This is a genomic window from Methylococcus geothermalis (assembly GCF_012769535.1).
GTDB lineage: Bacteria > Pseudomonadota > Gammaproteobacteria > Methylococcales > Methylococcaceae > Methylococcus > Methylococcus geothermalis.
The window spans coordinates 3195313-3219015 of record NZ_CP046565.1; the positions used below are offsets into that span (position 1 = coordinate 3195313).

A 23703-nucleotide genomic window follows, 5' to 3' on the forward strand; every position below is an offset into this window, starting at 1 on the left:
TCTCCGACATCGCCCAAACGCTCCATGATCCGGCTTTCATCGCCGCGCATCGCACCCATGAAACCGCCTTTTCCCGCCAGCGCATCCTCACCTTTCCGGTCCTGGTCGCCTTATCTGTTGTGTGCCTTCAAAGGCAGCCTGCAATCCCTGCTCGATGAGTTGTTCGCCACCCTCAACGGCTCCTTGGCCCGCGTGGCGAGCCAAAGCGCCCTGTCGCAAGCCCGACAAAAGCTGAAGGCGACCGTCTTCAGCGTGGTAGCGCTGCACGGCGTTGCTCAAGGTCCTGGCGATTTCCTCGCGCAGAACCGGCGGCCCCAGGACTTCGACCCGATCGCCGAAACCGAGCAGCCACCAGCGCAGGCGCTGGGTGTTGGCGACCGTGGCGCGGAACAGGACGCGGCCGTCCGTTTGGCGTTCGCTGCGCCGATCCTCGCTTAAGGGTGACTCCTCGAGATGGACGGCGGTTTCGGCATCGAACAGCAGTTGCACCTTGAGCCTGGCCGGGGGCGTCACGGTACCGGAGGTGGTCACGCTCAGGGCGTCCAGCGGGTAGTCGAAACAGGCTTTTTTAAATCCTTACTTTAAAAGTTAAAGATTTTATATTAGTTATTCATAGTTCTAGCAACTGCATTAATATATTTCAACTGATCAGTTATAAGTTCATCAATTGACGGACATTCTGGTACAGGAGTTTTATTACACCCTATAAAGATTGAAGTAGCGAGTCGCAATTAAGCACATTCCTTTGTCATTTCATAATTTTTTATAACTTCACAATATTTCATCACTTTAAATGCTTCGGGAGAAGTCAATGAAGTAATTGTAGCATTAGGATCAATAGGCTTAAGGTTTTCATCCTCATATGCAGGAGATTTTGAAATTAGTATAAACGCGAGTAAGAAATAACCAATAACCGCAGCTGGATTAATTGAATAAACCTTTTTAACAAAATCTTTGATTTCTCCATTAAAAAGTAAAGCAATAATAGTTACTGCCAATACTATAGGGAAAGTAACCAAAGCTGCGGTGTAGACTAACAATGCAATATACTTCCAATGCGGATATTCATTCCAAAGTTTAAATAGTTGATTTTCAAATTCATTAGAAGTTTCAGAGGTAGAAACTGTTTTATTCATTGTGATCTCCGAATATTTAGTAATTTATTTATATGAAATAACGCCACTAAGACATAAATTTCTTGAATCAGAATTTTTAATTGAATAACACCTTCGCGTAGCGTTCCAGCTTGAAGTTGCGCATGGGAGTAACCGTGCTGTCGAGCAAGGAGGCGGTTTCCATCCGATGCAGCACCAAGTGCTTCAGATCCGTATATTCGAAAAGGGTGGCGACGACGTAGATGATTCCATCACGTATCACCAGTCCCCGTGGGCTGACTTCGTAATCCCGGGTCGGTCCATGACGGGGCCGGTAACGCGTCAGGAACCGCCGGTCCTCAAATAATGCGGTGTGGACAGTCGCGAGAATGTCCGGGGGCACGTCGGGGTAAAGCAGCGGCTGGCTGTTGGGAATGACCTGAACCTTGGCAGGCCAGACCGAGTGACGGTCATCGCCTGCCGTATCCAAGGTCTCCCGCGCCCGCCGGAAATGGGGCCCGAGTTCATCCAGCGTCGAACGCGGCAACAGCGGAGTGAGAAACGCCTCGGCCAGCCGGAACATTAAGGCGGTTTTGACATCCAGCTTGGGAACGTCGAGAACCGCATCCCGCTGCCAGAACCAGAGATTGCCGTTCGGTCCGCTCCGGTAATCCAGGACGTGAAACACCGAAGTCAGGGCCATGAGGTTGCGCTCTACAGTGCGCTTATGGACCTCGTAGAGGGGATTGATGCCGGTCAGCTTGGCTTGGAGTTGCTGGGCCGTGATCCCGTCCGGCTCCCGAGGAATGAGGTGAAGCATGACCCATTGGCGGAGGATGGCATCCTTGGGTTCGTTGCGATTGGGTTTTTTGGGGGGACGCGGATCCTGGAAATCTGTCATTCGCTGTCCTGCCTCAGTAAAGTAACCGGAAATCGGCGAGCCAGACGATCCGCCCGAAGCCGCATGCCTTGTCGTGATAACGCCGGTCGGCGGTGACCAGCAGGGCGACGGCGTGGTAGCGTGTGTCGAAAAGATGGATGCTGGAGCAATTGAATCCGATCCTCGACCACGCCGGCCAAGATAGCCAACGCCAAGTCACTGTCGGACGGGTTGTCGCGGGCCTGAAAAAAACCATTTCAGCGCGACGCTGGCATCGACCATCAGGATCATGGACGGCCGTCTTCCCGTGCGGCGCGCAGCTCTTCATCCGTAACGGCCGGGGCATGCCTGCGGCGCTCCAAAATCCGGCCGATCGCCTCGGCGCCGCGCTGCTTGCGCGCCGCGCGCTCCACCGTTTCGCGCATCGGCTCGGCGATGATGGCGCTCTTGTTTTGTTCTTGAAGGCTTCGTTGAAGGCGTTCTTGACGTCTTCCGGCACGCTGAAATGGACGGTGGCCATGGGCGGCCTTGCTTGTTGGAAAGTTCAACAAAGTATCGGCCAGGGCTGGGAGAAGATCAAACCCGCATCAGCCGCGCCAGCAGACTTTCGACCCCGTCCCGCCCGCGCAGCTGGTTTTTCCAGTCCGCCGGGATGCCCGCAATCCCGAATCGGATGCCGGCCAGGCGCTCCGGAAGGTGTCGACGACGTAGCCGGTGCCGGCGGGATGCGTTCGTTGCGGCGCGGTCATGAGCACGTCGAGTTCGGTTCGCTCGTCGTCATCGAGGAATTCACTCAGCCCTTCAGCAAGGGCGTCGGCCTCGGCGATTTCGCCTTCCAGCAAGCGCCGCGCCAGCAGGCAATAGAGCGCACACGTCACGCCGCTGCGGGGATGGCCGTGGGTGGGCCTGCCCTGCTCGATCGCCAGCCGGACCAACTCCGCATCATCGCCCCGGTGCCACAGCGCCGGCGATGGCATCCGAGCGTGGCTGTGCGCTGGGTTCGATGGACATGCTGGAGGTTCTCCCTGACCCGGAAGCCGGCTATGGAAAGAAGGATACCGCAGGACGACGACAGCTTTGCTCACGGGCGAGGACTTGGCGGAGGACGCGCCCCGAAGCCGCGTCCTCCGCAATCCCGGACCGCTATTTCAGTTTGGCATAGTAATCGGCCAGTTGACGGATCTCGGCGTCGCTGAGTTTTCCGGCGATCAGCCGCATGCGGCTGTAGATGTCGTTGGCGCGCCGGCCGCTCTTGTAGGCCAGGAGGGTCGCTTCGAGATAGGCCGCGCTCTGGCCGGCCAGGCGGGGGGTGTCGACCTTCTCGCCTTGGCCCGCCGCGCCGTGACAGGACGAACAGGCCGGCTCCATGCGCCGGCCTTCCCCGCGTTCGGCGATGCCGGTGGCATCCGCCGCTCCGCCGGCACCGAGCATCGGCGGCTGTTTGCCGTACCAGGCGGCCAGGTCGGCCATATCCTGGTCGCTCAAGGCCGATGCCATGGCGTTCATGATCGTCGCCGGGTCCTGCCGGTTACCGTTCTTGTAGTCCTGCAGTTGCCGGTACAGATAGGTCGGCAACTGGCCGTTCAGGTTGGGATTGGTACCGGTGCCGTCGTGGCAACCGGCGCAAGGGGCGGACAGCGCCTTGCCGCGGTCGGCGTCGCCCTTCTTGACGAAGTCGAGCACCGCCGGGGTCCAGGCCACCTTGCTGGAAGGCTCGGCTTCGGCGCCGGCCGCCAGCGTCATGCCGATCGTCGCAAGTAGAATGGCTTTCATCTTCAGTATCCCCAAGCGCTCGGATTGTAGGTTTTCAAGACGAAGAACTGCAGGATGGGATAGCCGTAGCTCAACACCATCAGCACCAGAATCACCCTGTTCCACAGGGTGAACCCGTTCAGCCAGGCGGGCGGCGGCCGAACGGCATCATCCGCCGCTGCCGGCTCGGCTTCCAGCGTTTCCCCCGCGGTCTGGGTCTTGTACAGGATGTAGACGAACTGGCAGGCGGAAACCAGCAGGATGAAACCGCCGATGACCATCAGCGACTCGTAAGGGTCCCAGGACAGGGTGAGCACGCTGTTGTACTGCACGGCCGAGATGCGGCGCGGCTGGCCCAGCAGGCCCAGGATATGCCAGGGCGTGGTCATGACGACCATGCCGATGAACCAGCCCCACAGCTGCACCAAGGGCAGGTCTTCAGAATACAGCTTGCGTCCCACCAAACGCGGCCAGAGTTGGTAGGCGATGGCGAGATACATGGTGACCACCGTGCCGGCGAAGATCAGGTGGAAATGGCCGGGTACCCAGGCGGTGTTGTGGACCATGGCGTTCATGGCATAGCTGGCGTTGACGATGCCGCCGAAGCCGCCCAGCACCAGCATGAGCAGGGACAGGATCGCCGCCAGCACCATCGGGTTCTTCCACGGCAGCGCGCCGATCCAGCCGAACAGCCCGGCACCGCCCTGCCTGCGTCCGGCCAGCTCCAGCGAGGCGATGACGGTGAAGCCGGTCAGCAGGGTGGGAATGGCGACCGCGAAGGTGCCGACCATGTGCAGGAATTTCCAGCCCACGGCCTGTTCGGGGTCCATGTAGAGATGGTGGAAGCCGATGGGCAGGCCCAGCACCAGGATCAGCACGAACGCCGTGCGCGCCAGCACGTCGCTGAACAGCTTGCCGCCGGCGGCCTGCGGCACGTAGCAGTACAGCGCGATATAGGCCGGGATCAGCCAGAAGTAGACGATGGGGTGCAGGGTCCAGGCGAACAGGGTGCGGGCCAGGCCCACGTCGATGGTGTCGGTCAGCCCGAGCGCCCACGGCAACAACTGGAATACCGACTCCAGGGCCACACCGAGGCTGGTCCACAGCCACAGCAAGGCGTTGGCTACGGTCGCGAACATGGGCAACGGTACCGTTTCGCCGGGATGGTCCTTCTTCCAGCGGGCCAGCATGACCAGCATGATCGCGCACCAGAACCACGAGCCCACCACCAGCAGCGTCGCTCCGATGTAGAAGAAGACGTTGGCCTGGATCGGCGGGTAGAAGGTATACAGCACCGAGGCCTTGCCGAGCAGCAGCGGGATCGCCGCCAGCACGACCCCGCCCACGCAGACCCCATAGCCGGTCCAGGCCAGCCGCGGATTCCACACCGGCTGGCCCAGGCTATGCGCCGCCGTGTAATAGCCGAAGCCCATGATGAAAAAGGTCGTCAGCACGAAGGCCATCAGCACCCCATGGGTGCTGACCGAGGCGAAATAGACGGCGGGCGACTGCAGGAAGGCGAACAGGCCGCTGCGTTCCAGGACCTGGTACATGCCGAAGAAACAGGCCAGTCCGAATGCGCCGAAGGCCACCCAGAAATTGAAGAGCGTAAGGCGGGTCGAAGTTGCATCGTTCATTGCTGACTTCCTCCGGTAGCGGGCTTGCGCCAGTTTTCCTGGGCGACGACGGTGACCTTGCTCCACATGTGGTCATGGCCCAGGCCACAGTATTCGTTGCAGAGCATGGGATATTCCCCCGGCTTGGGGAAAACGCTGACCACCTCGGACACGTAGCCCGGCACGATCATGGCGCTCATGTTGGTCATGGGGATGTGGGCGCCATGCAGCACGTCCATGCTGGCCATGCGGAAAACGATCCGGCGCCCGGCCGGCACCTCGATTTCCCGCGGATAGAAGCCGTAACGGCCGGCCACCAGCCGGACCTGGATGGAACCGTCGGCAAGCGGCGTGGGCTGCACGCCCAGCTTGTCCTCGGCGAACTCCTGGCTCAGATGCAGGCTGGCGGAATCGATGGTTTCGACATGGCCGGGGGGATGAATACCGTGGCTGACGGCGGTGACGACGATCGCGCCGACGAACAGGCCGATCATGGCGATGGACACCAACAGCCATTTCCTTTCCAGTTCATTGATTTCCAGCTGGGACAGTTGTACCCCAAGCCCGGCCAGTTTTTCGTGTAGCCAATTCTTGTCTGGCGAACGGATTTGCATAACCTTTTCCTCTTATTTTCCATTGACGCGCCGGTTTCGCGCTGCGGGGATGCGTTGCCCCGCAGCCGGGGTTTGGGAATCGCTAACCCACTTGGCCGCGGGGCAGGAACACCCCGAAATAGAGGAACAACCAGGCCGCGGTCATCCCCAGAGCCACCAGGCAAAGCAATACCCACGTGCCCCGCGGCGATTCTTCGTGTCCGGAATCGTGTTCAGCTGACATAACCCCTCTCCAAGCCGTTGAAAAAAAATCAAACCCGCCCCGGGCCGCACAGACCTATCCATGGCCCTCCTGACTATCCGGCCTCGGTTGCGAGCTGCGGCGCCCGGCGCATCTCACCCACGCCGATGGTGAGGAGATCCCACACCAGCAGCAAGACACCCGCCAGCGTCACCACACCGAACACCAGGCGCCAGGCCATGGCCTGCTGGAACCAAGGATGCATCTGGGCAGCGAAATACCCCCCCCAGGTCGAGCCCTCCACCGCCCGTTCGATGAACGACTGCTCGTAGCCGGCGATCAATAGCGCCACCGTCATGCCTATCACGCCGAAATTGAGCAAGGCGAGCGCCCATTTCCACTTCCAGCCGCCACCGGCCAGGCCGCCGCCCAGCCAGATATTGCCCCGCCAAGTTTGCACCGCGATGTAGAAGAAAGCGATGTTGATGGTGGCATAGGCGCCGAAGAAGGCCAGGTGGCCGTGCGACGCCGTCCATTGGGTGCCGTGGGTATACAGATTGATCTGCGGCAGGGTATGCATGAAGCCCCAGACGCCTGCACCGAGAAAATTGCCGAAGGTGTGGGCGATGATCCAGGCCAGCGCCGGATGGTTGCCGTTCTTGAACTTGTGGACGCCAGCGTCGTACACCGAATGCACCACCATGGCGACCAGAGGAATCGGTTCCAGCGCCGAGAAGAAGCCGCCGATGGAGAACCAGTAATCCGGCGTGCCGATCCAGAAATAATGATGGCCGAGGCCGAGGATGCCCGAGCCGAACATCAGCGCCACCTCGATGTACAGCCAGGTTTCCACGATCCGGCGCCGCACGCCGAGCACGTGCATCAGGCCCCAGGCCATGATGCAGCCGACCAGGACCTCCCAGGTCGCCTCCACCCACAGGTGGATGACCCACCACCACCAGTACTGGTCCGCCGTGATGTTGGTCAGATAGAACATGCCGGCGCCATACAGTCCCGCCAGAGCGACCAGATCCAGGGTCAGCACGCCGGCAATGCCGGACCAGCGGCCTTTCGAGAAGGTGGCCGCGACGTTGTAGAAGAACACGCCCAGCACGGCGACGATGCCGAGATCGGCCCAGCGCGGGGCTTCGAGGTATTCGCGGCCCTCGTTGACGAACCAGCGGGTGAGGTCGTTGCCGGGACCGGTCTGAACCAACAGGTAGACCACCACCACGACGGCGACCGCCGCGGTCAGCACCCAGAACGCCAGGTTGCCCAAGCCCAGCCCGACGATGCGGGTGCCGCTCTCCTCCTCCAGCAGCCAGTACACCGCGCCGACGAAGCCGTACAGCATCCACACCACCATGGCGTTGATGTGCACCATGCGGTTGACGCTGAAATCGAGCACGTTGTAGAGAAAATCCGGCCGGATGAACTGGATCGCGGCCAGCAGACCGAACAGCATCTGAGCCAGGAACAGCACGACCGCGACGCTGAAATACTTGACCGCCAGTTGCTGCCCCCCGTTGAGGTTGGCGCTATCGATGATTCCGGTGCGCATGTTCAGTCCTCCTGGTGACCGATGGTCTTGAAGTTCGTCGGGAAGCCGTTGGTGTCGATGGCCGACATCCATTTCAGGAAGGCGACGATGGCGTGGGCTTCGGCGTCGGTGATCCCGAGTCTTGGCATCTTGCGCCCCGAGCTGAAGGTGACGGCGTTTTTTTCCGGGTCCTGCAAAAAAGCCAGCATCCTGGCTTCGCGTTCCTCGATGCTGCCCCAGTTGGGATCGAGCCAGGCCTTGGTGAGATCGGGAGCATAATAAGCGCCGTTGCCGAGCAGGGTGTGGCAGTTCATGCAGTTCTTGGCCTGCACCGTCTTCTTGCCCAGGGTGACCAGAGCCGCCGCCTCTTCCTCGCTCAGAGGCCGACCGAACAGCGGTTCGTCGCCACCGAATACCGGGCGGTAGCGGTTCTTGCTGTAATCGAAGCGGTAGTCGATGGCCTTGTTGATGACGCTGTAAGCCTGCACCCGGCTGCCGCCGACCGCGGTCTTCGACAGCGTGTCGAAGGTCAGGATGATGAGGATGACGAAAGAACCGGCCGTGACCCAGATCGCGACCTTTTTCCAAAAGCTCTCGGAAGCCCAGACGGGCGGTGTGGTACTCATGCCAACTCCCCCTTGCGGTTGCTCTTGATTATCAAAACCGGCACGATTTTCGACGATGAGGATCAGTCTCCTGGCGGAGCCCTGGAACCTCTTTCGAGACGATGGCTGGCGGCGCACAAATGCCAGATGCCGTGAGGAGCCAGCAGGTAACCGACCAGCATCAGAACCACCACCCCCTGCCACGCGCCGTCGAGGTGGGCGGTCCGGGCCAGCAGCAGCACGGCAGCGGCCAACGCCGCATAACAGACGTAGGCCCCGACCAGCCACCGCCGCCGGTTCTTCAAGCGCGCCCAGGCGAACAGTCCTGCGTATCCCGCCCCTCCGAGGACGATCGCCGCGGCGGCCGCGAACACCAGCCGGAGATCCGCCGGATCGACGGGTTCGATCACGAGGCCACCGCCAGCGCCGGCTGCGTCAGTCCGGTTGGAACACTGCGATAGAGGGCGGCGATCAAATCGGTTTGCGTCACCAGGCCGACCAGCTTGCCGCGCTCGTCGACGATGGGGACCTGGTGGATGCCGTGTTCGCTCAGCAGCCGGGCCAGTTCGGCGATATGCACGTCTTGGCGAGCGGTAATGGCGGGCGCGGTCATGATCTGACCTACGACCTCCGGCTTGGTCGAGGTCACCCCAGGCGAGCGAAGCAGGAGGGCCCTCAGCCTTGCGCTCAGGCTGCCGAAACTCTCGGCGCGGGCATGGCGGAAGAAGTCCTTGAGCGTGACCATGCCGATGACATGCCGCCCCCGGTCCACCACCGGCAAGGCGCGAATGCCCTTGCGCTGCATCAGTTGCCAGACCGGCTCCAAATCGTCGCCGAATTCCGCGGTCAGCGGCTGGGGGGTCATGATATGGGCACAGGTGGTCTCGCCGAAGGTGCGGCGGAAGGCCCGGCTGGCGGCGAAGTGGTAGATGTCGCTCAGTTCGTCGGCGCTGACGTCGACGAACACCCCGACGTCCTGCAGGGCCGCGTGAAAGTCCTCGGCCCGGATGCCGATGCGCCCCAGCGGGCTGGGCGGATGCGGCTCGGTAGAGGGAGCCGGTCTGGCGGCATGCGCCCAGCGGCCATAGAGTCGGGAGACCGCCAGAATGACCGCCACATTCAGCGCCAGCGGCGTCAGCAGGAACTGGAACCCCAGCGCCTGGATGCCCGCATCCCCCAGCACCGGGATCAAGGCGGACGCACCGCCCGGCGGATGCAGACAGCGCGTGAGTTGCATGGCGAATATGGCCAGCCCCACCGCGGCCGCCGCCGCCGGCCAGGTATCCGGTACCCAGCGGACGCACAGGATGCCGATCAGGCCGGAAATCAAGTGTCCGCCTACGAGGGACCAAGGCCGCGCCATGGGGCTGTGCGGCACCACGAACAGGATCACCGCCGAGGCGCCCATCGACGCCACCAGGGTCTTCAAGCCGCCACCCTCGATGAACCGGCTGCTGATCAGGCCGATCAGGAAGATCGCCAGCCCCGCGGCCAAGGCGGAGCGGAATTGTTCCGGCAAACTGGTCGGCAAGGGCTCGGGCCGCCAGAGACGGGGTATCTTCAAGCATTTGATTGGCATCGCGGTCCCTGTGGCTGCACTTTCGCCGATGAATGCCGTGCGCCCACAGGGCATTCCGTGGAGACGGCGAAGCCCGGAGCACTAACATGCATTATGCGTACATATTATTGCGCGATATGCCCATGTCAAGCGAAGCGGTCTCGTCATGGATCGAGGAGACATCCAGGATGCCACCGACTTCAGGCCGGATAGACCAGCAGCGCCTGCCCGGGTTTGAGGCGGCTGTTGGGCGTCAGGCCGTTCCAGCCGGCCAGGGCCGTCTCGGAAACTCCGTGGCGCCTGGCGATTGCGGCCAGCGTTTCGCCCTTCTTCACCACGACGGTCTTTGCCGACACCAGTTCCGCCCCTTCGAGGCTGGCGGCCATGGCTTGTGCGTTCTTCAGCGGGAGCATCAGGCCGTATTTGCGCTGCGGCGCGTCATGGATGGATTTCAGCGCCGGGTTCAACAGCTTGAACACGGGCTCGGGCAGACCGGCGGCGCTGCCGATGTCGGCCGGGCGGATACCGGGCTCGATCTCCAGCCGCGCCAGGGCCGGCGTGCCCGGCACCGGTTCGAGCTTGAGGCCGTAGCGGTCGGGGCCCGCGAGAATGCGCGACAAGGCGAGAATTTTCGGCACATAGCCACGGGTCTCGGGCGGCAAGGGCAGACTCCAGAAATCGGTGCCGCGGCCCGCCGCGCGGTTGCTCGCGATCGCATGCTGCACCGCGCCCTCCCCCGCGTTGTAGGCGGCCAGGGCCAGCAGCCAGTCGCCCTCGAACCGGCTGTGCAGATGCTGCAAATAGGACAGGGCCGCAGCGGTGGACGCGTGAATGTCATAGCGGCCATCGTAGTCCGCCGCCATCTCCACGCCGAAACGCTGGCCGGTGGAGGGAATCAACTGCCAAAGACCGGCGGCGGTCTTCGCCGAAAGCGCGCTCGGGTCGCATGCGCTCTCCACCATCGGCACCAGTACCAGATCCAGCGGCAACCCCCGCCGCTCGACCTCGCCGACCAAATAATGCAGAAACGGCTCGGCCCGCTTGGCCAGGCTCCGAACCCGCGCCGGCCTGTCCCGGAAGCCCGCCAGCTCCGCTTCGACCGATTCATGGTTCCAGCGGGCGAGTTCCAGACGCTCCCTGACGTAATGCCACAAACCGTTCTTGTGGGTCTTGGGCGGACCGACGGGAATCACCCGGATGCCCTTGCCCGACAGACGGCGGACGGGCTCGGGCGCCGCGTTCTCCGGCGCCATCGCCGTCTGAACCGGGACGGCGTCGGACGCCAGCGACCTGAAGTAGTCCGCCAGCAGGGTTTCGATCAGGTCCCCATCGGCGGAGGAATTCAGGCGCGGAATCCGGTCGTCTCCGGCATCGGCTTTCTCGGCATCGCTCGTGTCCTCCAACATGGCCCACCGGAAAGGCGTTTCGGCGCATCCGGCAAGGAGCGACAGCAGCACGGCGGCTATCGTGAATCGTGGCAAGCTCATTTCCAGCGGTCCTGTTGTGGTCTGGACGAGATTAGGCCCTCATAACGTATAGCAGCAAAGTGGGGTCTTTTCAAAAAAACAAGCCACGGATTCTTGTTGCAAGCGGCGTGGCCGTGCCATCATCCGGCGGGCGCGCTCGCACGGCGTGGACACCGCGCACGACGAGCGCCGCGGTTCACCATCATCCCATTGGAGGAGAACGACCATGCCTAGAAGAACGATGCACCTCTTCCTGTCCGCCGCCCTCGGTGCCGCTGTCGGCGGCCCTGCGCAGGCCAGCGAGGAACTCGCCAAAGCCAAGAACTGTGTCATGTGCCATTCGGTCGACAAGAAAATCCTGGGGCCGGCATTCAAGGACGTCGCCCAGAAATACGCAGGCCAGCAAGGCGTCGATGCCAAGCTCGCCGAGAAGGTGATGAAGGGAGGCTCCGGCGTCTGGGGAACCATGGCGATGCCCCCCAATCCGCAGGTCAGCGAAGCGGAAGCGAAACAGCTGGTGCAGTGGATTTTGAGCCTGAAATAGGCGCGAACCGGCTTGACGAAAACCTGTATCCTTCAAAGTACGACGAGTCAAACCCCGGCAAATCCCCCCATAAGCGGGGGATTTGCCTCGGCTTACAAATCTTGCGTCTGAGTTCCGGGACGCGCCATCGATAGACGCCCCCCCTGCAACGATGGGTTGGGCACCTTGTGAGCTATGGCTGGCCTTAGCAAGCAGTTACAGTCCAAGGGCGCCGATGACCTTGAGGATGGTGGCGAAGCCCGGACTGCGTTCGCCAGAAAGCGCGTTGTAGAGGCTTTCACGAGACAGGCCAGCGTCTCCCCCGGGCCATTCCCTTGGCGCGAGCGATGTCACCGAGAGCTTTGGCGATACTAGCCAGACCCCGCTGCTGCCGGCATAATCTTGCATCGGAACTCCCCATCGGAGGTAACGGGCATGCTACCGAAAGCCGCTTATCTGCTTCCCATGACCGCCCTGCTGCTGACGGCCTGCGCCGGCTCGAACAAGCAGGCCGGCAAACCGAGCCTCGCGGCGGCGGCACCCGAGCGCACCCATCTCCCGAAACCCGCACTCCGCTCCGCCTATGTGCCACCTCTCTTCAGCGACACCGGCCAGCGCACGGTGTCGGACGTACTGCACGATTTCGGCCCTTATTCGGTCCGGAAGCTGAAACCCTATTTCGAACGGGCCGGCGTGGCCTATCCGCCGCGCGAAGTCGTGCTGATCGGCCTGAAACAGGAGAAGAAGCTCGAACTGTGGGCACGGGACCAGAACGAATATCGGCTGATCCGCGACTACGACATCCGGGCGGCCAGCGGCTCCGCGGGCCCCAAGCTGCGCCAGGGCGACCTGCAGGTGCCCGAGGGCATCTACCAGATCGTGGGGCTGAATCCGAACAGCCATTACCACCTGTCGATGAAGCTGAACTACCCCAACGATTTCGACCTGCATTACGCCCAGCTCGAAGGCCGCACCAATCCTGGATCGGACATCTTCATCCACGGCCGGGCGGTGTCGGCGGGATGCCTGGCGATGGGGGACGAAACCATCGAGGAGCTGTTCGTACTGGCGGCGCACGTCGGCAAGGAAAACATGAAGGTGGTGATCGCGCCGCACGACCCCAGGGCCTGGCCGCTGGACCAGACCGCCGCCGGACAGCCGGAATGGACGCGGGAGCTGTATGCGACGATCGCCGATGAAATTTTGTCGATATCGAGGCCGCTCGCGGTGTCGAGCAACCGGCCTTATTCGCCGCCGTACCGCCGGTAAATCAAACCGCCAGCCAAGCCACCACGGCATAGCGCACGGCCTTGCCGATGGCGATATGGATCACGGACAGGATCAACGACAGCCGCAGCCAGCCGGCGGCGAAACAGAAACCGTCGCCGAGCACCGGTATCCACGAGATCAGCAGCAGGCCGCTGCCCCACCGCTTGAGCGATTCCACCGCGCGGCGCTGACGCGGATTCTCGATCGCCTCGATCGCCAGCGGGCGGCGGCGCGCCCATAGCCAGCCCATTCCCCAGGTCGTCATCGCGCCCAGCGTGTTGCCCAGACTGGCCACGGCCACGAGTTCGGCGGGCAGCGCGTACCCGGTGTGCACCAGATAGGCCAGCACCGCCTCCGATCCCCCCGGCGCCAGAGTGGCCGAGACGAAGGCGCTGAAGAACAGGCCCCAGATCCCCATCGAAGCATCCATCGCAGTCAGGGCGTCCCGCCGCTCAGATGGCGCTCGGCCCGTTCGAGATCGGCGGCGGTGTCTACGCCCGGCGCGGGCGCGCCCTCCACCGGCACCACCAGGATGCGGTCGCCGTGCCAGAGAATGCGCAACTGCTCCAGCCGCTCGATGTGCTCCAGCGGCGACGGCGCCAGATCGACGTAGCGGCGCAGATAGGCCGCGGTGTAGGCATACACCCCGATATGGCGGCGATAAGGCATGCCCTGCCCCGGCTTCGGCGCCGCCATCCCTTGGGCGAAGGATTCGCGGTCCCAGGGCACGGCGGCCCGACTGAAATACAGCGCCCGGCTCTCCCCGTCGGTAACCACCTTGACCACGTTGGGATCGAAGATTTCTTCAGGCTGGTGAATCGGCGCAGCCAGGGTCGCCACCCGGCAGTCCTCGCGCCGCTCCAGCGCCGCGGCCAGGGCGCGCAGCAGCGCACTTTCCATGAAGGGCTCGTCGCCCTGGAGGTTGACCACGATGGTGTCGTCGCTCCAGGCCCGGCGCTCGGCCACCTCGGCCAGCCGCTCGGTGCCGCTGGCATGCTCGGGCCGGGTCAGCATCGCGGTCACCGGCAAGCCGTCCACCGCACGGGCGATGCGTTCGTCGTCGGTCGCCACCACGACCTCTGACGCGCCGGCTTCGAGCGCCCGCTCGCAGACATGCACGATCATCGGCTTGCCGCCGAGTTCGAGCAGGGGCTTGCCCGGCAGCCGGGTCGAACCGTAGCGCGCCGGAATGACGATGGTGAATTCCGCCGGCATCAGGCCGCCGGCGCCGTCCGCCGCTTGTGCAGGGCGTCGTATTCGTCGAGGCCGAGCTTCCTCGCCTCGCTCTCCAGCATCACCGGAATGTCGTCGCGGATGGGATAGGCCAGCTTGTCCGCCAGGCAGACCAGTTCCTGCTGCTCGCGCAGGTAGATCAGTTCGCCCTTGCACAGCGGGCAAACCAGAATTTCAAGCAGTTGTTTGTCCATGTCGAATCCTCTCAAGGATGGTCAGTAATCGGGAAGCGAAGGCCGGATCGAGCCGGGCGGTGACGGGAATGTACCAGATTCGCGGGTCCCCCAGCCTGCGGCATTTCACGGCGTCCTTCTCGGTCATCAGGACCGGCGTATCGGCCGGCACGCTGCAAAAATCGTCCGCGGAATAAACATGATGGTCAGGCCATGCCATAGACTCGAAGTTCAATCCGGCGGCCTCGAGGTGGGAAAAAAACCGGTCCGGATGGCCGATCCCCGCCATGGCGACGATCTTCCGTCCCGCCAAGTCTGTTAACGGGCGCCGCTCCCCATCGGCGAGATGCACCGCCGTATCGCCTTCAAGCGCCATGGATAATTCGCCAGCCGCCGGCTCGCCGCCGTTGCAGATCACGAAATCCACGCTCGCCAGCCGCTCGACCGGTTCCCGCAACGGCCCCGCCGGCAGCAGCCTGCCGTTGCCGAAGCGGCGCGCGCCATCGACCACGGCGATTTCGACGTCCCGCGGCAAGGCATAATGCTGAAGGCCATCGTCGGAAACGACGACATCGGCGCCGGCTTCGATCACGGCCCGGGCGGCTTCCAGCCGTTTCGGCGAAACGAATACCGGACAACCGGCGCGCTGCCGGATCAGCAAGGGCTCGTCGCCGACCTCGGCAGGGTCGCTGTCGCAGCGGACTTCACGCGGCGCCCGGGCGGAACCGCCGTAGCCGCGGCTGATCACGCCGGGCGACCAGCCCCGTTCGCGCAGCAGCGCCACCAGAGCGATCACCAGCGGCGTCTTGCCGGTGCCGCCCACGCTGAGGTTGCCGACGACGATGACGGGGACGCCGAGAGCAGGCTGTCCCGCATGCGAGCGGTAATAATGACGGCGGAGCGCGACGGCGGCGCCGAATCCTGAACTCAGCGCACGCAACCCCCACGGCGGCTGCGCCTCGCCATACCATTGCCGCTGCAGCCAGGCGGCGATCACCCCCTTGGACCGGCTCAAGGCTTGCTCTCGGGCGTGGCCTCGGCGGCGAAGCTGATATGGCCGAAGCCCAGTTGGCTGGCGGCATCCAGGACGGTGATGACGTGCTGGTGCTGCGTCGTCCGGTCGGCGCGGACGATGACCAGCGGGTCACGCCGCTCCCCGGCGGCCGCCTTCATCGCCTCCCGCAGGGTTTCGAGGCGGTTGTCGGGCAGCGGCGTGCCGTTCACCGAAAACTGGCCGTCCGGTCCGACGGCGATGTCCACGCCTTGGGGTGTCTCTTCGGAAGCCGGGCTTTGCGCCTTCGGCAACTGAAGTTCGAGCCCGGTTTCCCGGCTGAAGGTAGTGGTGAGCACCAGGAAGATCATCAGCACGATCAGCACGTCGATCATCGGAATCAGATTCAATTCCGGCTCATCCCGATTCTGCGGACGGAAATTCATGGCGAACTCACTCTTCGCGCTCGCCGTGCAGAATCGCGATCAGACGGACGGCTTCCTCTTCCAGACGCATCGACAGCTCGTTCACCCGCCCCCGGAAATAGCGGTAGAACATCAGGCTGGGAATGGCCACGGCCAAGCCGGCGGCGGTGGTGATGAGGATTTCCGACAGGCCGCCGGCCAGCGCGGCCGGATTACCGGCCCCCTGCGCCGCGGAAAAGCCGGCGAACACCTTCATCATCCCCAGCACGCTGCCGAGGAGGCCAAGGTAAGGGGAAATCGAGGCGATGGTGCCGAGGGTATTGAGATAGCGCTCCATGGCGTGGACCACTTGGCGTCCGGCCTGCTCGATGCAGCTCTGCATGACCTCGCGGCCATGCTTGTGGTTGGCCAGCCCCGCCGCCAATACCGTACCCAGCGGCGAATTCAGGGCGAGCTGGCGGATGCTGCCGCCATCGAGCTGATTGTTCCGCCAGAGCGTCCAGACCGTCGATGCCAGTTCGGCCGGGAGGATGCGGCTGGTACGCAGCGCCCACAAGCGCTCCAGGATGATGGCCAGAGCGACAACCGAGCAGATCAGAATCGGCCAGATCAGCAGCCCGCCGCCCTTGATGATATCCAGCACCCCTTACTCCTCCGATAGGTCCGGCAATTACGATATCCTGGAATTTTACCGCAACAACGCGAAGCAGGCCGAACCCGGCCGCCTGGGCGACAGGTGAGAAATCAGTGAAGCGTGACCTTGTGCTTCAACTGGGACCGCAGATTCGCCAGATGATAGCCCCAGTTGACATCGAAACCCGACAGCCATTCGCTGACCGCGGCGCCAGCCTCGCCCGGCCCTTTGTGCCAGAAGGCCAATCCACGCTTCAATGCGAAATAGATTTCGGTGATGTTGTCCGCCAGACTGCCGGTCATTACGCCGTCGCCGACCTCGAGATCGGCATCGGTCCAGTAGTCGTCCATCGGCCCCAGGAAGGTTTTGAGCTCCACGAACATGTGATGCCGTTGCTCGATGTCCGCCAGCATGGAGTATTCACCGATGCCTGCCGTGCCCGTGAGCTCCCTCACGGCCATTTCCAGCGGAATCAGCGCGCGTGAGATGAGCGCAAGCCAATCCAGCGGTTCATAATGTGAGAAACCGTCCACCAGCCGACAGAACTTCTCGGCAACTTTCGCAAACTCTGCGGCGGCGGGAGTCGAAGAAGCCACTCTGCTAGTTGCACTCCATTTCATTCGAGCCGTCACTCCCGCACCGAAGACCTCATCGATCAACGTGCATGCCGATGTCGCTATCGGATGCACCCTTTACTCTTTACGGTTAAGAGTAGACAGCAAATCCGGGAAAGGTAGACCATGGAATCAAGTAAACCGGACATTCCGGAAGACGTTGCCCGCCTCGGGCCAGACAGATCGAGAACCCTGCTCCGCCCGGCAAGCCTGTCGCGCCGGAGCGACATTTCATCCCATTCGGACCCTGATGACAACCCGCGGACCTCTGCCATCCATCGTCCTCAGCCTGTCCGGGCATGACCCGACAGGGGGGGCCGGCATCCAGGCCGACATCGAAGCGATCGGCGCGACCGGCTGCCGGGCCTGTACGGTGATCACCGCGCTGACGGTGCAGGACACCTCGAACGTATACGCCGTGCAGCCCCAATCCCCTGACGCCTTCCTCGCGCAGGGGCGGGCCCTGATTCGTGATCTGCCGGTCGCCGCGGTCAAAATCGGCCTGCTGGGCAGCGCGGGAATCGCCCGCAGCGTGGCAGCCCTGCTGGACACCCTCGGCGGCGCCGTTCCGGTGGTGCTCGATCCCGTCCTCGCCGCCGGCGGAGGCACCGATCTGGCATCGGAACAACTGATCGAAACCGTGCGCGCCGAACTCCTGCCGCGCGCAGTCCTTGTAACGCCCAATGTGCCGGAAGCTTCCCGGCTCGGCGGAGGCGCGACCGAAGCGGAAAATGCGGAGCGGCTCCGCCTCCTGGGCTGCCCGAATGTCCTCATCACCGGCACGCACGCTCCCACGGATGACGTCGTCAACCGGCTGTATTCAGCGACCGGGAGGCGGGACTACCGATGGCCCCGGCTGCCGCACGGCTATCACGGCTCCGGCTGCACCCTCGCCGCCGCCGTGGCAGGGCATCTCGCCCAGGGACACGCCATGGAATCCGCCGTCGAGCTGGCCCAGCGGTTCACCTGGCAAGCCCTCCGTGCCGGCTGGCATCCCGGAGGCGGACAACATCTGCCCAGACGCGATCCACCCGGCCGATGACCCACCCCGGTCACGGTACCGGCTCCATGTACTCGATGCCGAGCTGAAGGCTGGAAACGCCCCGGAATTCATTGACGTCCAACCTATACGCCGCGCGCAGCCGCCGACATCCCAGCCATTCCTGCGGCTCGGCGACGAAAAAGGCGATCCCCTCGACCTGACGCGAGACGCCCGGCACCTTGAACGTCAGCCGAAGATGCTTCTCTCCGACGATCCGCATGCCCAGCACATCGAACTCCCCGTCGAACAGCGGCTCGGGGAAGCCCTGGCCCCAGGGTCCGGCGTCGCGCAAGCAGCGAGCGGTTTCGAGCTGAAAATGGTCCGGCGGCAACTCGCCGTCCGTCACCACCGTATGCTCCAGGTCCATGCCATCGAGCAGGACTGCGACCTCCGCCTCGAACGCAGCCGCAAACGCCGCCAGACGGTTCTCCTCCAGGGTCAGGCCGGCCGCCATGGCATGCCCGCCAAAGCGGACGATCAGCCCGGGATGGCGGGCGGTGACCGCGCACAAAACATCGCGGATGTGCACCCCGGCGATCGACCGCGCCGACCCCTTGAGCAACCCATCCTCCCCGCGCGCGAACGCGATCACCGGCCGATGCAGCCTGTCCTTGATCCGCGAGGCCAAAATGCCGATCACTCCCTGATGCCACGCGGGATCGAACAAACAGACACCGTGGCGATCCCCGCCACCGGAGCGGGCTTCCAGCTCGTCGAGAATCGCCCAGGCTTCCGACTGCATCTGCGCCTCGATCGTCTTCCTCTCACGGTTCATCTCGTCCAGCAGCTCCGCGAACTCCTTCGCGGCAGCCATATCGTCCGTCAGCAGACAGGCTATACCTAAGCTCATGTCGTCGAGCCGGCCGGCCGCGTTCAGCCGCGGTCCCAGCGCGAATCCGAGCGCGTCCGAAGCCAGCGTCCGCCAGTTCTTTCCGGCCACCTCCAGCAGCGCCCGGATGCCGGGGCAGGCGCGGCCTGCGCGAATGCGCTGCAATCCCTGATGCACCAGAATGCGGTTGATCCGGTCCAGGGGAACCACGTCCGCCACCGTCCCCAAGGCCACCAGATCCAACCATTCCGCCAAGTTCGGCGGCTGTCGAACGCCATCGAACCAGCCGCTCTCGCGCAAGCGGCTGCGCAGCCCCAAAAGCACATAGAAAATGACGCCGACGCCGGCCAGCGCCTTCCCGGGAAACCCGTCGCCTGGCAGATTGGGGTTGACGATCGCATCCGCCGCCGGCAGCGACTCCCCCGGCAAGTGGTGATCGGTCACCAGCACCGTCATGCCCCTCGCCTTGGCCGCCGCCACGCCGGCATGACAGGCAATGCCGGTATCCACCGTGAGCAGTACGTCCGGTTGCTGCCCGGCCGCCAGTTCGACCAGCTCCGGCGTGAGACCGTAACCGCAAGTGAACCGATTGGGCACGATGAAGGACAGCCGCTCCGCGCCCAGCGCCCCCAGGCCCCGCATCGCCACCGCGCAGCTGGTCGCGCCGTCCGCGTCGAAATCGGCCACGATCATGATCGACTTGCGCGCGCGGATCGCCGCTTCGAGCTCCGCGGTCATGGCATCCATGCCTTTCAGCAACGCGGGCGGTGGGAGTTCATTGAGCGAGCGTCCCAAGTCTTCCGGCGAGAAAATCGAACGGCTTTCGTAGAGGCAGGCGAGCAGTGGCGAAGCATCCGGCGCCGACCCTAGGGGCAAACTCTTCGAAAACTCGATACCACCTTCTGATGAACGCCGAACGATTCTTTTTTTCACTGGATGGTGAAGCTTAATCATCAATAAGCCGCCATGAGTATAATCCCCCAGCACCCAGCCGAGCAGGACAGAATGAAATCCACTCCGATATCTTACACCGCAAACTTCAACATTTTATCAAGAAAATCCGGGTATCCTGTAAATTTCCTTGCTACCGACTCCCGAAAATACGAAACGAACGAATCACTGTGATGATATTTGGATTCGACGGAACATGCTCTCAATGCTGCCGAAGCCCATTCGGCATTGGGAGTCAGGTGGAGAAATTTCTCCATATCCACCAGTACATTCCAGCCAAGATCAAACTCAAAATAATGAAAAAAACGATCTGGCGCAGCGGATTCAAGCTCCTTGAACCAAAGAATTTCGTCCAGCACCAAGTCTAAAACATCTTCTTCGGATGGCTGATCGAGCTGTCGACCAAACAAACCCACATGCCCGGTCAAGAGATTTGATCTGGCACAGTCCATGGGATTTCTTATTGGCATCATAAACCTTATTCTTGGCTCGCTCTCAAGCAACTCAACAATGTCGACCGCATTCGACCTGATGTGATTTGATATCCGCAAGGATTCCTTCCAGAATAAGCACTCGATCCTTTCTTTCACCAGACCGAGAGCAGCCTCCATGAAAAGAGAAGATATATTGTACTTTTCATCAAACGCATGCGAATGAACTATTGACCCACCATACTGCCCCCGCCTTCCTCCTTTCGATATATAAATGGCGTAACGCAAGAAATTTTCAAATACGCCTTTGTCATCATGCGCGACCCAGTCCAGCCTGCCATCTCCAAATATTCTCTGACCGCCATGATTTAGCACTTGGCATGTTGGGTGAAGAAACAAAACGGATGCGGTCAACGTCGTCAAATTGCGGTACGGCCCCAAGGCCATACATACCGTTCTCACGGACTCCGTATCGATCGCTCTCGATCGCATCAAACCCCATTCCTTACGAAACCTCTCTGCTAACAACCCAAAATTCATCACCATAACAATAAGCACCAAAGTTAATATATCAAGCAGGAAGCCCTTACAACTGCATTCAGCTCCCTATACGCCTCATTTTGCAAAAAAGCTAGACCTCAGCCATCCAACAGATGCAAGCGATCTCGATTAAAGCACATCGCCCCTTCGTCATGTTGTAGATCCAGCCTTTACTCGGACCGAAAAAAAACCGAACGAGCCATGTCAACGGTAACGTAGATCGTCTACGCCACGAAAGCCAAATGATCCGCCGAAGCAACACGCAGCTCTGCGAAGGCACCGCCATCAGCAGCCCTCGCGCCGTAGGATCAGTCTCCGCTCTTGAGCGATAAAACCGCGTTCACGCACGCCGTAAACGGCCAACTCTTGGACGCACCTGGGCGTTTCCTGGTAAAATCACATTCGAGAGAGATCAGCGACGCCCTGCCATTAGCATCCAGACGTGACAATAAAGTACAACAATTATCATTAGCACGCCACACACGGGACATCCCAACCCGGCGCCATTGATTATAACCTCATTAATTTTGGTACAGCCATCTTGAGTAATTCGATAGGTGGTGGCGAGCACTAAGTTCAATTATTGAAAATACTAGATGTCAACCTCAATACAAAATTTCACCATCACCACAAATTCGATATCCGTGTCTAGTCATCCAGAAATCATCATAGAAGCAGGAAAAAGCGAACGCCATTACTGGCGAGATGTCTGGCGCTACCGTGAGCTGTTTTACTTCCTGGCTTGGCGCGACATTCTCGTCAGATACAAGCAGACGGTGATCGGTTTTGCCTGGGCGATCATCCGGCCACTACTCACCATCATTGTATTCACCCTCATTTTCGGGCGGTTAGCACGGCTTCCTTCGGACGGCGCACCCTATTCGACGCTGGTATTGGTCGGAATGATTCCATGGCAGTTTTTCGCGAGCGCGCTCAACGAAGCGAGCCTCAGTCTTGCCAACAAAGAAAACATCATTACCAAGGTCTATTTTCCGCGCATCATCATCCCCATCAGCGGTGTCATCGTCAATTTGGCTGAACTCGCCATAGGACTCGCCATGCTGACGGTATTGCTCGCTTGGCAGCGTGTCCCGATTACGCTCAATCTTCTTTTCCTCCCCCTTATCCTGCTGCTGACGCTGTTGCTGACCTTCGGCTGCGCCATCTGGGTGTCTGCACTGAGCGCACGATTCCGCGATTTCCGCCAAATCGTACCATTCCTCTTGCAAATGGGCCTCTACATCTCTCCCATCGCCTACAGCGCCACAATCGTCCCCGAGACATGGCGCACTTGGTATGCGCTCAACCCTTTCACCGGTATCATTGAGGGGTTACGTTGGTCTGTCTTCGCCAATACCCCGGCACCGCCGACCCATGGGCTCGCGATTTCGCTAGGCATTGCCGCTCTCGCGACAGCCAGCGGCATCGCCTATTTCCGCAGCATCGAAAAACGCTTCGCCGAACTGCTCTGAGCCCATGTCTTACGCGATCCTCGCCGAATCAGTCGGTAAGTCTTTCACCCTGCACCACCTGCGCAACCGCCCCAATGACAGTCTGCGGGATGCCCTTGCCGGCTCGTTATCCCACCTCAGCCGCTCCCTCCTCCGCCGAACCCGCGGAAACCAGCAAGACGAGACGGAAGAATTCTGGGCACTGAAGGACATCTTTTTTCAAATCCGGCCCGGCGAAAGAATCGGACTCCTGGGCCGGAACGGCGCGGGCAAATCGACCCTCTTGAAAATCCTCTCGCGCACGCTGGAACCTTCCACCGGCAGGATCAGAATCCGGGGACGCATCGCCAGCCTGCTCGAGGTGGGCACCGGCTTCCACCCGGAATTGACGGGACGTGAAAACATCTATTTCAATGGCGCCATGTTGGGCATGTCGAAGGCCGAGATCGGCAGAAAATTTGACGAAATCGTCGACTTCGCCGAGGTCGAGCAGTTCCTCGATACGCCGGTCAAGCATTACTCGTCCGGCATGTATGTCCGCCTTGGCTTTGCCGTCGCGGCCCATATCGATCCCGAAATTTTGATCGTCGATGAAGTCCTTGCGGTCGGCGACGCCCGATTCCAGAAAAAATCCATCGGAAAAATGCACCAAATCGGACAGGAAGGGCGAACGCTACTTTTCGTTAGCCATAATATGAACTCGATCATGCAGTTGACGCAGCGGGCGCTGGTTTTGGAACATGGCAAAATCGTTTGCGATTCGGCCACCGGTGACGCCGTGACCAGGTACTTAAGCGTAGATGCCACGGAAGACGGCGTTCGACCATTGAAACCAAGAGTCGATTGGCTTTCTGACGTACATTTCCGCTGGTTACGAGAGGAAACCGACCCCGGCTTCAACAACCCATTGAATTTCCGTCTTGGATTCGCTACGGAACGGCGCATTTCCCGGCTTGTATTCACCATCGGCTTCGTCAATACTGTTGGGGCGCGCGTCTTGACATGCAAAGCAAATCTGGACGATATCGAATCTGGGCAACATAGCTTGGGACTTGGCATTACCGACCATCATTTAATACCAGGCACCTATTTCGTTCAGCTCGATTTATGGGACTCAGCAGAAGAACTTTTTTCGTACGAGAATATTTGCACGGTCGATCTATTTGCGGCCAGCACGGACGATCGCCTGATTCAACATATCAGCAGGCGCAGAGGAGACAAACTAGGATGCTACGCCCCCATTACGCTTCAAACTCTCCCCGCATCGGAAAGCCATCAACACGATTAACGA

The 23703-nt window shown here is 61.5% G+C and carries 29 protein-coding genes; 5 read left to right on the forward strand and 24 right to left on the reverse strand.

Features of this window, described 5'->3' with window-relative positions:
* Positions 1 to 87 precede the first annotated feature (87 nt).
* From GNH96_RS14960 to GNH96_RS15030, 14 genes are all read right to left on the reverse strand, one after another.
* A complete protein-coding gene (locus GNH96_RS14960; RefSeq protein WP_169604369.1) occupies positions 88 to 531 on the reverse strand; it encodes a WYL domain-containing protein in 444 nt (147 codons plus the stop codon).
* Between the two features lie 200 nt (positions 532 to 731).
* Complete coding sequence (locus tag GNH96_RS14965; protein WP_169604370.1) at positions 732 to 1136, reverse strand: hypothetical protein; 405 nt, start codon at positions 1134 to 1136, stop codon at positions 732 to 734.
* A 76-nt stretch (positions 1137 to 1212) separates the two neighbouring features.
* Positions 1213 to 1995, reverse strand: coding sequence for a helix-turn-helix transcriptional regulator (locus GNH96_RS14970; protein WP_169604371.1), 783 nt, complete (start codon positions 1993 to 1995; stop codon positions 1213 to 1215).
* 13 nt (positions 1996 to 2008) lie between these two features.
* Positions 2009 to 2494, reverse strand: coding sequence for a hypothetical protein (locus GNH96_RS16125; RefSeq protein ID WP_228719897.1), 486 nt, complete (start codon positions 2492 to 2494; stop codon positions 2009 to 2011).
* Positions 2495 to 2561: 67 nt separating this feature from the next.
* A complete protein-coding gene (locus GNH96_RS14985) occupies positions 2562 to 2951 on the reverse strand; it encodes an ADP-ribosylglycohydrolase family protein (RefSeq protein WP_169604372.1) in 390 nt (129 codons plus the stop codon).
* Positions 2952 to 3117: 166 nt separating this feature from the next.
* Entirely contained in the window at positions 3118 to 3747 is a 630-nt protein-coding gene (locus GNH96_RS14990; protein ID WP_169604373.1) for a c-type cytochrome, read from the reverse strand.
* Positions 3748 to 3749: 2 nt separating this feature from the next.
* On the reverse strand, positions 3750 to 5363 hold the full coding sequence (locus GNH96_RS14995; protein ID WP_169604374.1) for a b(o/a)3-type cytochrome-c oxidase subunit 1: 1614 nt from the start codon (positions 5361 to 5363) through the stop codon (positions 3750 to 3752).
* A complete protein-coding gene (locus tag GNH96_RS15000; RefSeq protein ID WP_169604375.1) occupies positions 5360 to 5956 on the reverse strand; it encodes a cupredoxin domain-containing protein in 597 nt (198 codons plus the stop codon). The genes GNH96_RS14995 and GNH96_RS15000 overlap by 4 nt, the downstream gene beginning before the upstream one ends.
* Before the next feature lie 82 nt (positions 5957 to 6038).
* Positions 6039 to 6179 (reverse strand): hypothetical protein, encoded by a 141-nt coding sequence (locus GNH96_RS15005; RefSeq protein ID WP_169604376.1) that lies wholly within the window; start codon positions 6177 to 6179, stop codon positions 6039 to 6041.
* Positions 6180 to 6252: 73 nt separating this feature from the next.
* Positions 6253 to 7698 (reverse strand): cbb3-type cytochrome c oxidase subunit I, encoded by a 1446-nt coding sequence (locus GNH96_RS15010; protein WP_169604377.1) that lies wholly within the window; start codon positions 7696 to 7698, stop codon positions 6253 to 6255.
* A 2-nt stretch (positions 7699 to 7700) separates the two neighbouring features.
* Positions 7701 to 8303, reverse strand: coding sequence for a c-type cytochrome (locus GNH96_RS15015; RefSeq protein WP_169604378.1), 603 nt, complete (start codon positions 8301 to 8303; stop codon positions 7701 to 7703).
* Positions 8304 to 8365: 62 nt separating this feature from the next.
* Positions 8366 to 8692 carry a hypothetical protein gene (locus tag GNH96_RS15020; protein WP_169604379.1) on the reverse strand — a complete coding sequence of 109 codons (327 nt, stop codon included), beginning with the start codon at positions 8690 to 8692 and terminating at the stop codon, positions 8366 to 8368.
* Complete coding sequence (locus tag GNH96_RS15025) at positions 8689 to 9846, reverse strand: HPP family protein (RefSeq protein ID WP_228719899.1); 1158 nt, start codon at positions 9844 to 9846, stop codon at positions 8689 to 8691. Before GNH96_RS15025 ends, GNH96_RS15020 begins: the two co-directional genes overlap by 4 nt.
* A 194-nt stretch (positions 9847 to 10040) precedes the next feature.
* Complete coding sequence (locus GNH96_RS15030; protein ID WP_169604381.1) at positions 10041 to 11327, reverse strand: transglycosylase SLT domain-containing protein; 1287 nt, start codon at positions 11325 to 11327, stop codon at positions 10041 to 10043.
* A 205-nt stretch (positions 11328 to 11532) separates the two neighbouring features.
* Here GNH96_RS15030 and GNH96_RS15035 point away from each other — a divergent pair, with 205 nt between their 5' ends.
* Positions 11533 to 11850 (forward strand): c-type cytochrome, encoded by a 318-nt coding sequence (locus GNH96_RS15035; RefSeq protein WP_223163442.1) that lies wholly within the window; start codon positions 11533 to 11535, stop codon positions 11848 to 11850.
* 195 nt (positions 11851 to 12045) lie between these two features.
* Here GNH96_RS15035 and GNH96_RS15040 read toward each other — a convergent pair whose 3' ends face one another.
* Complete coding sequence (locus GNH96_RS15040; RefSeq protein ID WP_223163443.1) at positions 12046 to 12237, reverse strand: helix-turn-helix domain-containing transcriptional regulator; 192 nt, start codon at positions 12235 to 12237, stop codon at positions 12046 to 12048.
* A 27-nt stretch (positions 12238 to 12264) separates the two neighbouring features.
* On the opposite strand from GNH96_RS15040, the gene GNH96_RS15045 reads away from it, so the two are divergent.
* Positions 12265 to 13098 carry a L,D-transpeptidase family protein gene (locus tag GNH96_RS15045; protein ID WP_169604382.1) on the forward strand — a complete coding sequence of 278 codons (834 nt, stop codon included), beginning with the start codon at positions 12265 to 12267 and terminating at the stop codon, positions 13096 to 13098.
* Position 13099: 1 nt separating this feature from the next.
* On the opposite strand, the gene GNH96_RS15050 is transcribed toward GNH96_RS15045, so the two are convergent.
* The 7 genes from GNH96_RS15050 to GNH96_RS15080 all read right to left on the reverse strand — a co-directional run bounded on the left by GNH96_RS15050 (position 13100) and on the right by GNH96_RS15080 (position 17150).
* A complete protein-coding gene (locus tag GNH96_RS15050) occupies positions 13100 to 13528 on the reverse strand; it encodes a YqaA family protein (RefSeq protein ID WP_169604383.1) in 429 nt (142 codons plus the stop codon).
* Positions 13529 to 13533: 5 nt separating this feature from the next.
* Positions 13534 to 14313, reverse strand: coding sequence for a 3-deoxy-manno-octulosonate cytidylyltransferase (kdsB, locus tag GNH96_RS15055; RefSeq protein ID WP_169604384.1), 780 nt, complete (start codon positions 14311 to 14313; stop codon positions 13534 to 13536).
* Positions 14313 to 14525: a Trm112 family protein gene (locus GNH96_RS15060; protein ID WP_169604385.1), complete on the reverse strand. Its 213-nt coding sequence runs from the start codon at positions 14523 to 14525 to the stop codon at positions 14313 to 14315. Before GNH96_RS15060 ends, kdsB begins: the two co-directional genes overlap by 1 nt.
* Positions 14506 to 15519 (reverse strand): tetraacyldisaccharide 4'-kinase, encoded by a 1014-nt coding sequence (gene lpxK, locus GNH96_RS15065; protein WP_169604386.1) that lies wholly within the window; start codon positions 15517 to 15519, stop codon positions 14506 to 14508. Before lpxK ends, GNH96_RS15060 begins: the two co-directional genes overlap by 20 nt.
* A complete protein-coding gene (locus tag GNH96_RS15070) occupies positions 15516 to 15941 on the reverse strand; it encodes an ExbD/TolR family protein (protein WP_169604387.1) in 426 nt (141 codons plus the stop codon). Before GNH96_RS15070 ends, lpxK begins: the two co-directional genes overlap by 4 nt.
* Positions 15942 to 15948: 7 nt before the next feature.
* Positions 15949 to 16563: a MotA/TolQ/ExbB proton channel family protein gene (locus GNH96_RS15075; protein WP_169604388.1), complete on the reverse strand. Its 615-nt coding sequence runs from the start codon at positions 16561 to 16563 to the stop codon at positions 15949 to 15951.
* 101 nt (positions 16564 to 16664) lie between these two features.
* Positions 16665 to 17150, reverse strand: coding sequence for a DUF5063 domain-containing protein (locus tag GNH96_RS15080; protein WP_228719900.1), 486 nt, complete (start codon positions 17148 to 17150; stop codon positions 16665 to 16667).
* Positions 17151 to 17418: 268 nt separating this feature from the next.
* Between GNH96_RS15080 and thiD the strand changes: the two genes are divergently transcribed.
* Positions 17419 to 18210, forward strand: coding sequence for a bifunctional hydroxymethylpyrimidine kinase/phosphomethylpyrimidine kinase (gene thiD / locus GNH96_RS15085; protein ID WP_169604390.1), 792 nt, complete (start codon positions 17419 to 17421; stop codon positions 18208 to 18210).
* Between the two features lie 10 nt (positions 18211 to 18220).
* Here the strand turns inward: thiD and recJ are convergent, their stop codons facing one another.
* Both recJ and GNH96_RS15095 read right to left on the reverse strand, forming a co-directional pair.
* Positions 18221 to 19993, reverse strand: a complete 1773-nt coding sequence (gene recJ / locus GNH96_RS15090; RefSeq protein WP_169604391.1) for a single-stranded-DNA-specific exonuclease RecJ — start codon at positions 19991 to 19993, stop codon at positions 18221 to 18223.
* A gap of 71 nt (positions 19994 to 20064) precedes the next feature.
* On the reverse strand, positions 20065 to 20967 hold the full coding sequence (locus GNH96_RS15095; protein WP_169604392.1) for a hypothetical protein: 903 nt from the start codon (positions 20965 to 20967) through the stop codon (positions 20065 to 20067).
* A 638-nt stretch (positions 20968 to 21605) separates the two neighbouring features.
* Between GNH96_RS15095 and GNH96_RS15100 the strand changes: the two genes are divergently transcribed.
* On the forward strand, positions 21606 to 22433 hold the full coding sequence (locus tag GNH96_RS15100) for an ABC transporter permease (RefSeq protein ID WP_188114781.1): 828 nt from the start codon (positions 21606 to 21608) through the stop codon (positions 22431 to 22433).
* 4 nt (positions 22434 to 22437) lie between these two features.
* The gene (locus GNH96_RS15105; protein WP_169604394.1) at positions 22438 to 23700 is read left to right on the forward strand and encodes an ABC transporter ATP-binding protein; all 1263 of its coding nucleotides are present in this window, start codon (positions 22438 to 22440) and stop codon (positions 23698 to 23700) included.
* The last annotated feature ends 3 nt before the right edge of the window (positions 23701 to 23703 follow it).

What these genes read in the sequence shown, in the direction of transcription:
- GNH96_RS14965 (WP_169604370.1), bottom strand. Translation starts at nt 1,136, where the DNA reads ATGAATAAAACAGTTTCTACCTCTGAAACTTCTAATGAATTTGAAAAT.
- GNH96_RS14970 (WP_169604371.1), bottom strand. Translation starts at nt 1,995, where the DNA reads ATGACAGATTTCCAGGATCCGCGTCCCCCCAAAAAACCCAATCGCAAC.
- GNH96_RS16125 (WP_228719897.1), bottom strand. Translation starts at nt 2,494, where the DNA reads ATGGCCACCGTCCATTTCAGCGTGCCGGAAGACGTCAAGAACGCCTTC.
- GNH96_RS14985 (WP_169604372.1), bottom strand. Translation starts at nt 2,951, where the DNA reads ATGCCATCGCCGGCGCTGTGGCACCGGGGCGATGATGCGGAGTTGGTC.
- GNH96_RS14990 (WP_169604373.1), bottom strand. Translation starts at nt 3,747, where the DNA reads ATGAAAGCCATTCTACTTGCGACGATCGGCATGACGCTGGCGGCCGGC.
- GNH96_RS14995 (WP_169604374.1), bottom strand. Translation starts at nt 5,363, where the DNA reads ATGAACGATGCAACTTCGACCCGCCTTACGCTCTTCAATTTCTGGGTG.
- GNH96_RS15000 (WP_169604375.1), bottom strand. Translation starts at nt 5,956, where the DNA reads ATGCAAATCCGTTCGCCAGACAAGAATTGGCTACACGAAAAACTGGCC.
- GNH96_RS15005 (WP_169604376.1), bottom strand. Translation starts at nt 6,179, where the DNA reads ATGTCAGCTGAACACGATTCCGGACACGAAGAATCGCCGCGGGGCACG.
- GNH96_RS15010 (WP_169604377.1), bottom strand. Translation starts at nt 7,698, where the DNA reads ATGCGCACCGGAATCATCGATAGCGCCAACCTCAACGGGGGGCAGCAA.
- GNH96_RS15015 (WP_169604378.1), bottom strand. Translation starts at nt 8,303, where the DNA reads ATGAGTACCACACCGCCCGTCTGGGCTTCCGAGAGCTTTTGGAAAAAG.
- GNH96_RS15030 (WP_169604381.1), bottom strand. Translation starts at nt 11,327, where the DNA reads ATGAGCTTGCCACGATTCACGATAGCCGCCGTGCTGCTGTCGCTCCTT.
- GNH96_RS15035 (WP_223163442.1), top strand. Translation starts at nt 11,533, where the DNA reads ATGCCTAGAAGAACGATGCACCTCTTCCTGTCCGCCGCCCTCGGTGCC.
- GNH96_RS15040 (WP_223163443.1), bottom strand. Translation starts at nt 12,237, where the DNA reads ATGCAAGATTATGCCGGCAGCAGCGGGGTCTGGCTAGTATCGCCAAAG.
- GNH96_RS15045 (WP_169604382.1), top strand. Translation starts at nt 12,265, where the DNA reads ATGCTACCGAAAGCCGCTTATCTGCTTCCCATGACCGCCCTGCTGCTG.
- GNH96_RS15050 (WP_169604383.1), bottom strand. Translation starts at nt 13,528, where the DNA reads ATGGATGCTTCGATGGGGATCTGGGGCCTGTTCTTCAGCGCCTTCGTC.
- kdsB (WP_169604384.1), bottom strand. Translation starts at nt 14,313, where the DNA reads ATGCCGGCGGAATTCACCATCGTCATTCCGGCGCGCTACGGTTCGACC.
- GNH96_RS15060 (WP_169604385.1), bottom strand. Translation starts at nt 14,525, where the DNA reads ATGGACAAACAACTGCTTGAAATTCTGGTTTGCCCGCTGTGCAAGGGC.
- GNH96_RS15070 (WP_169604387.1), bottom strand. Translation starts at nt 15,941, where the DNA reads ATGAATTTCCGTCCGCAGAATCGGGATGAGCCGGAATTGAATCTGATT.
- thiD (WP_169604390.1), top strand. Translation starts at nt 17,419, where the DNA reads ATGACAACCCGCGGACCTCTGCCATCCATCGTCCTCAGCCTGTCCGGG.
- recJ (WP_169604391.1), bottom strand. Translation starts at nt 19,993, where the DNA reads ATGATTAAGCTTCACCATCCAGTGAAAAAAAGAATCGTTCGGCGTTCA.
- GNH96_RS15095 (WP_169604392.1), bottom strand. Translation starts at nt 20,967, where the DNA reads ATGGTGATGAATTTTGGGTTGTTAGCAGAGAGGTTTCGTAAGGAATGG.
- GNH96_RS15105 (WP_169604394.1), top strand. Translation starts at nt 22,438, where the DNA reads ATGTCTTACGCGATCCTCGCCGAATCAGTCGGTAAGTCTTTCACCCTG.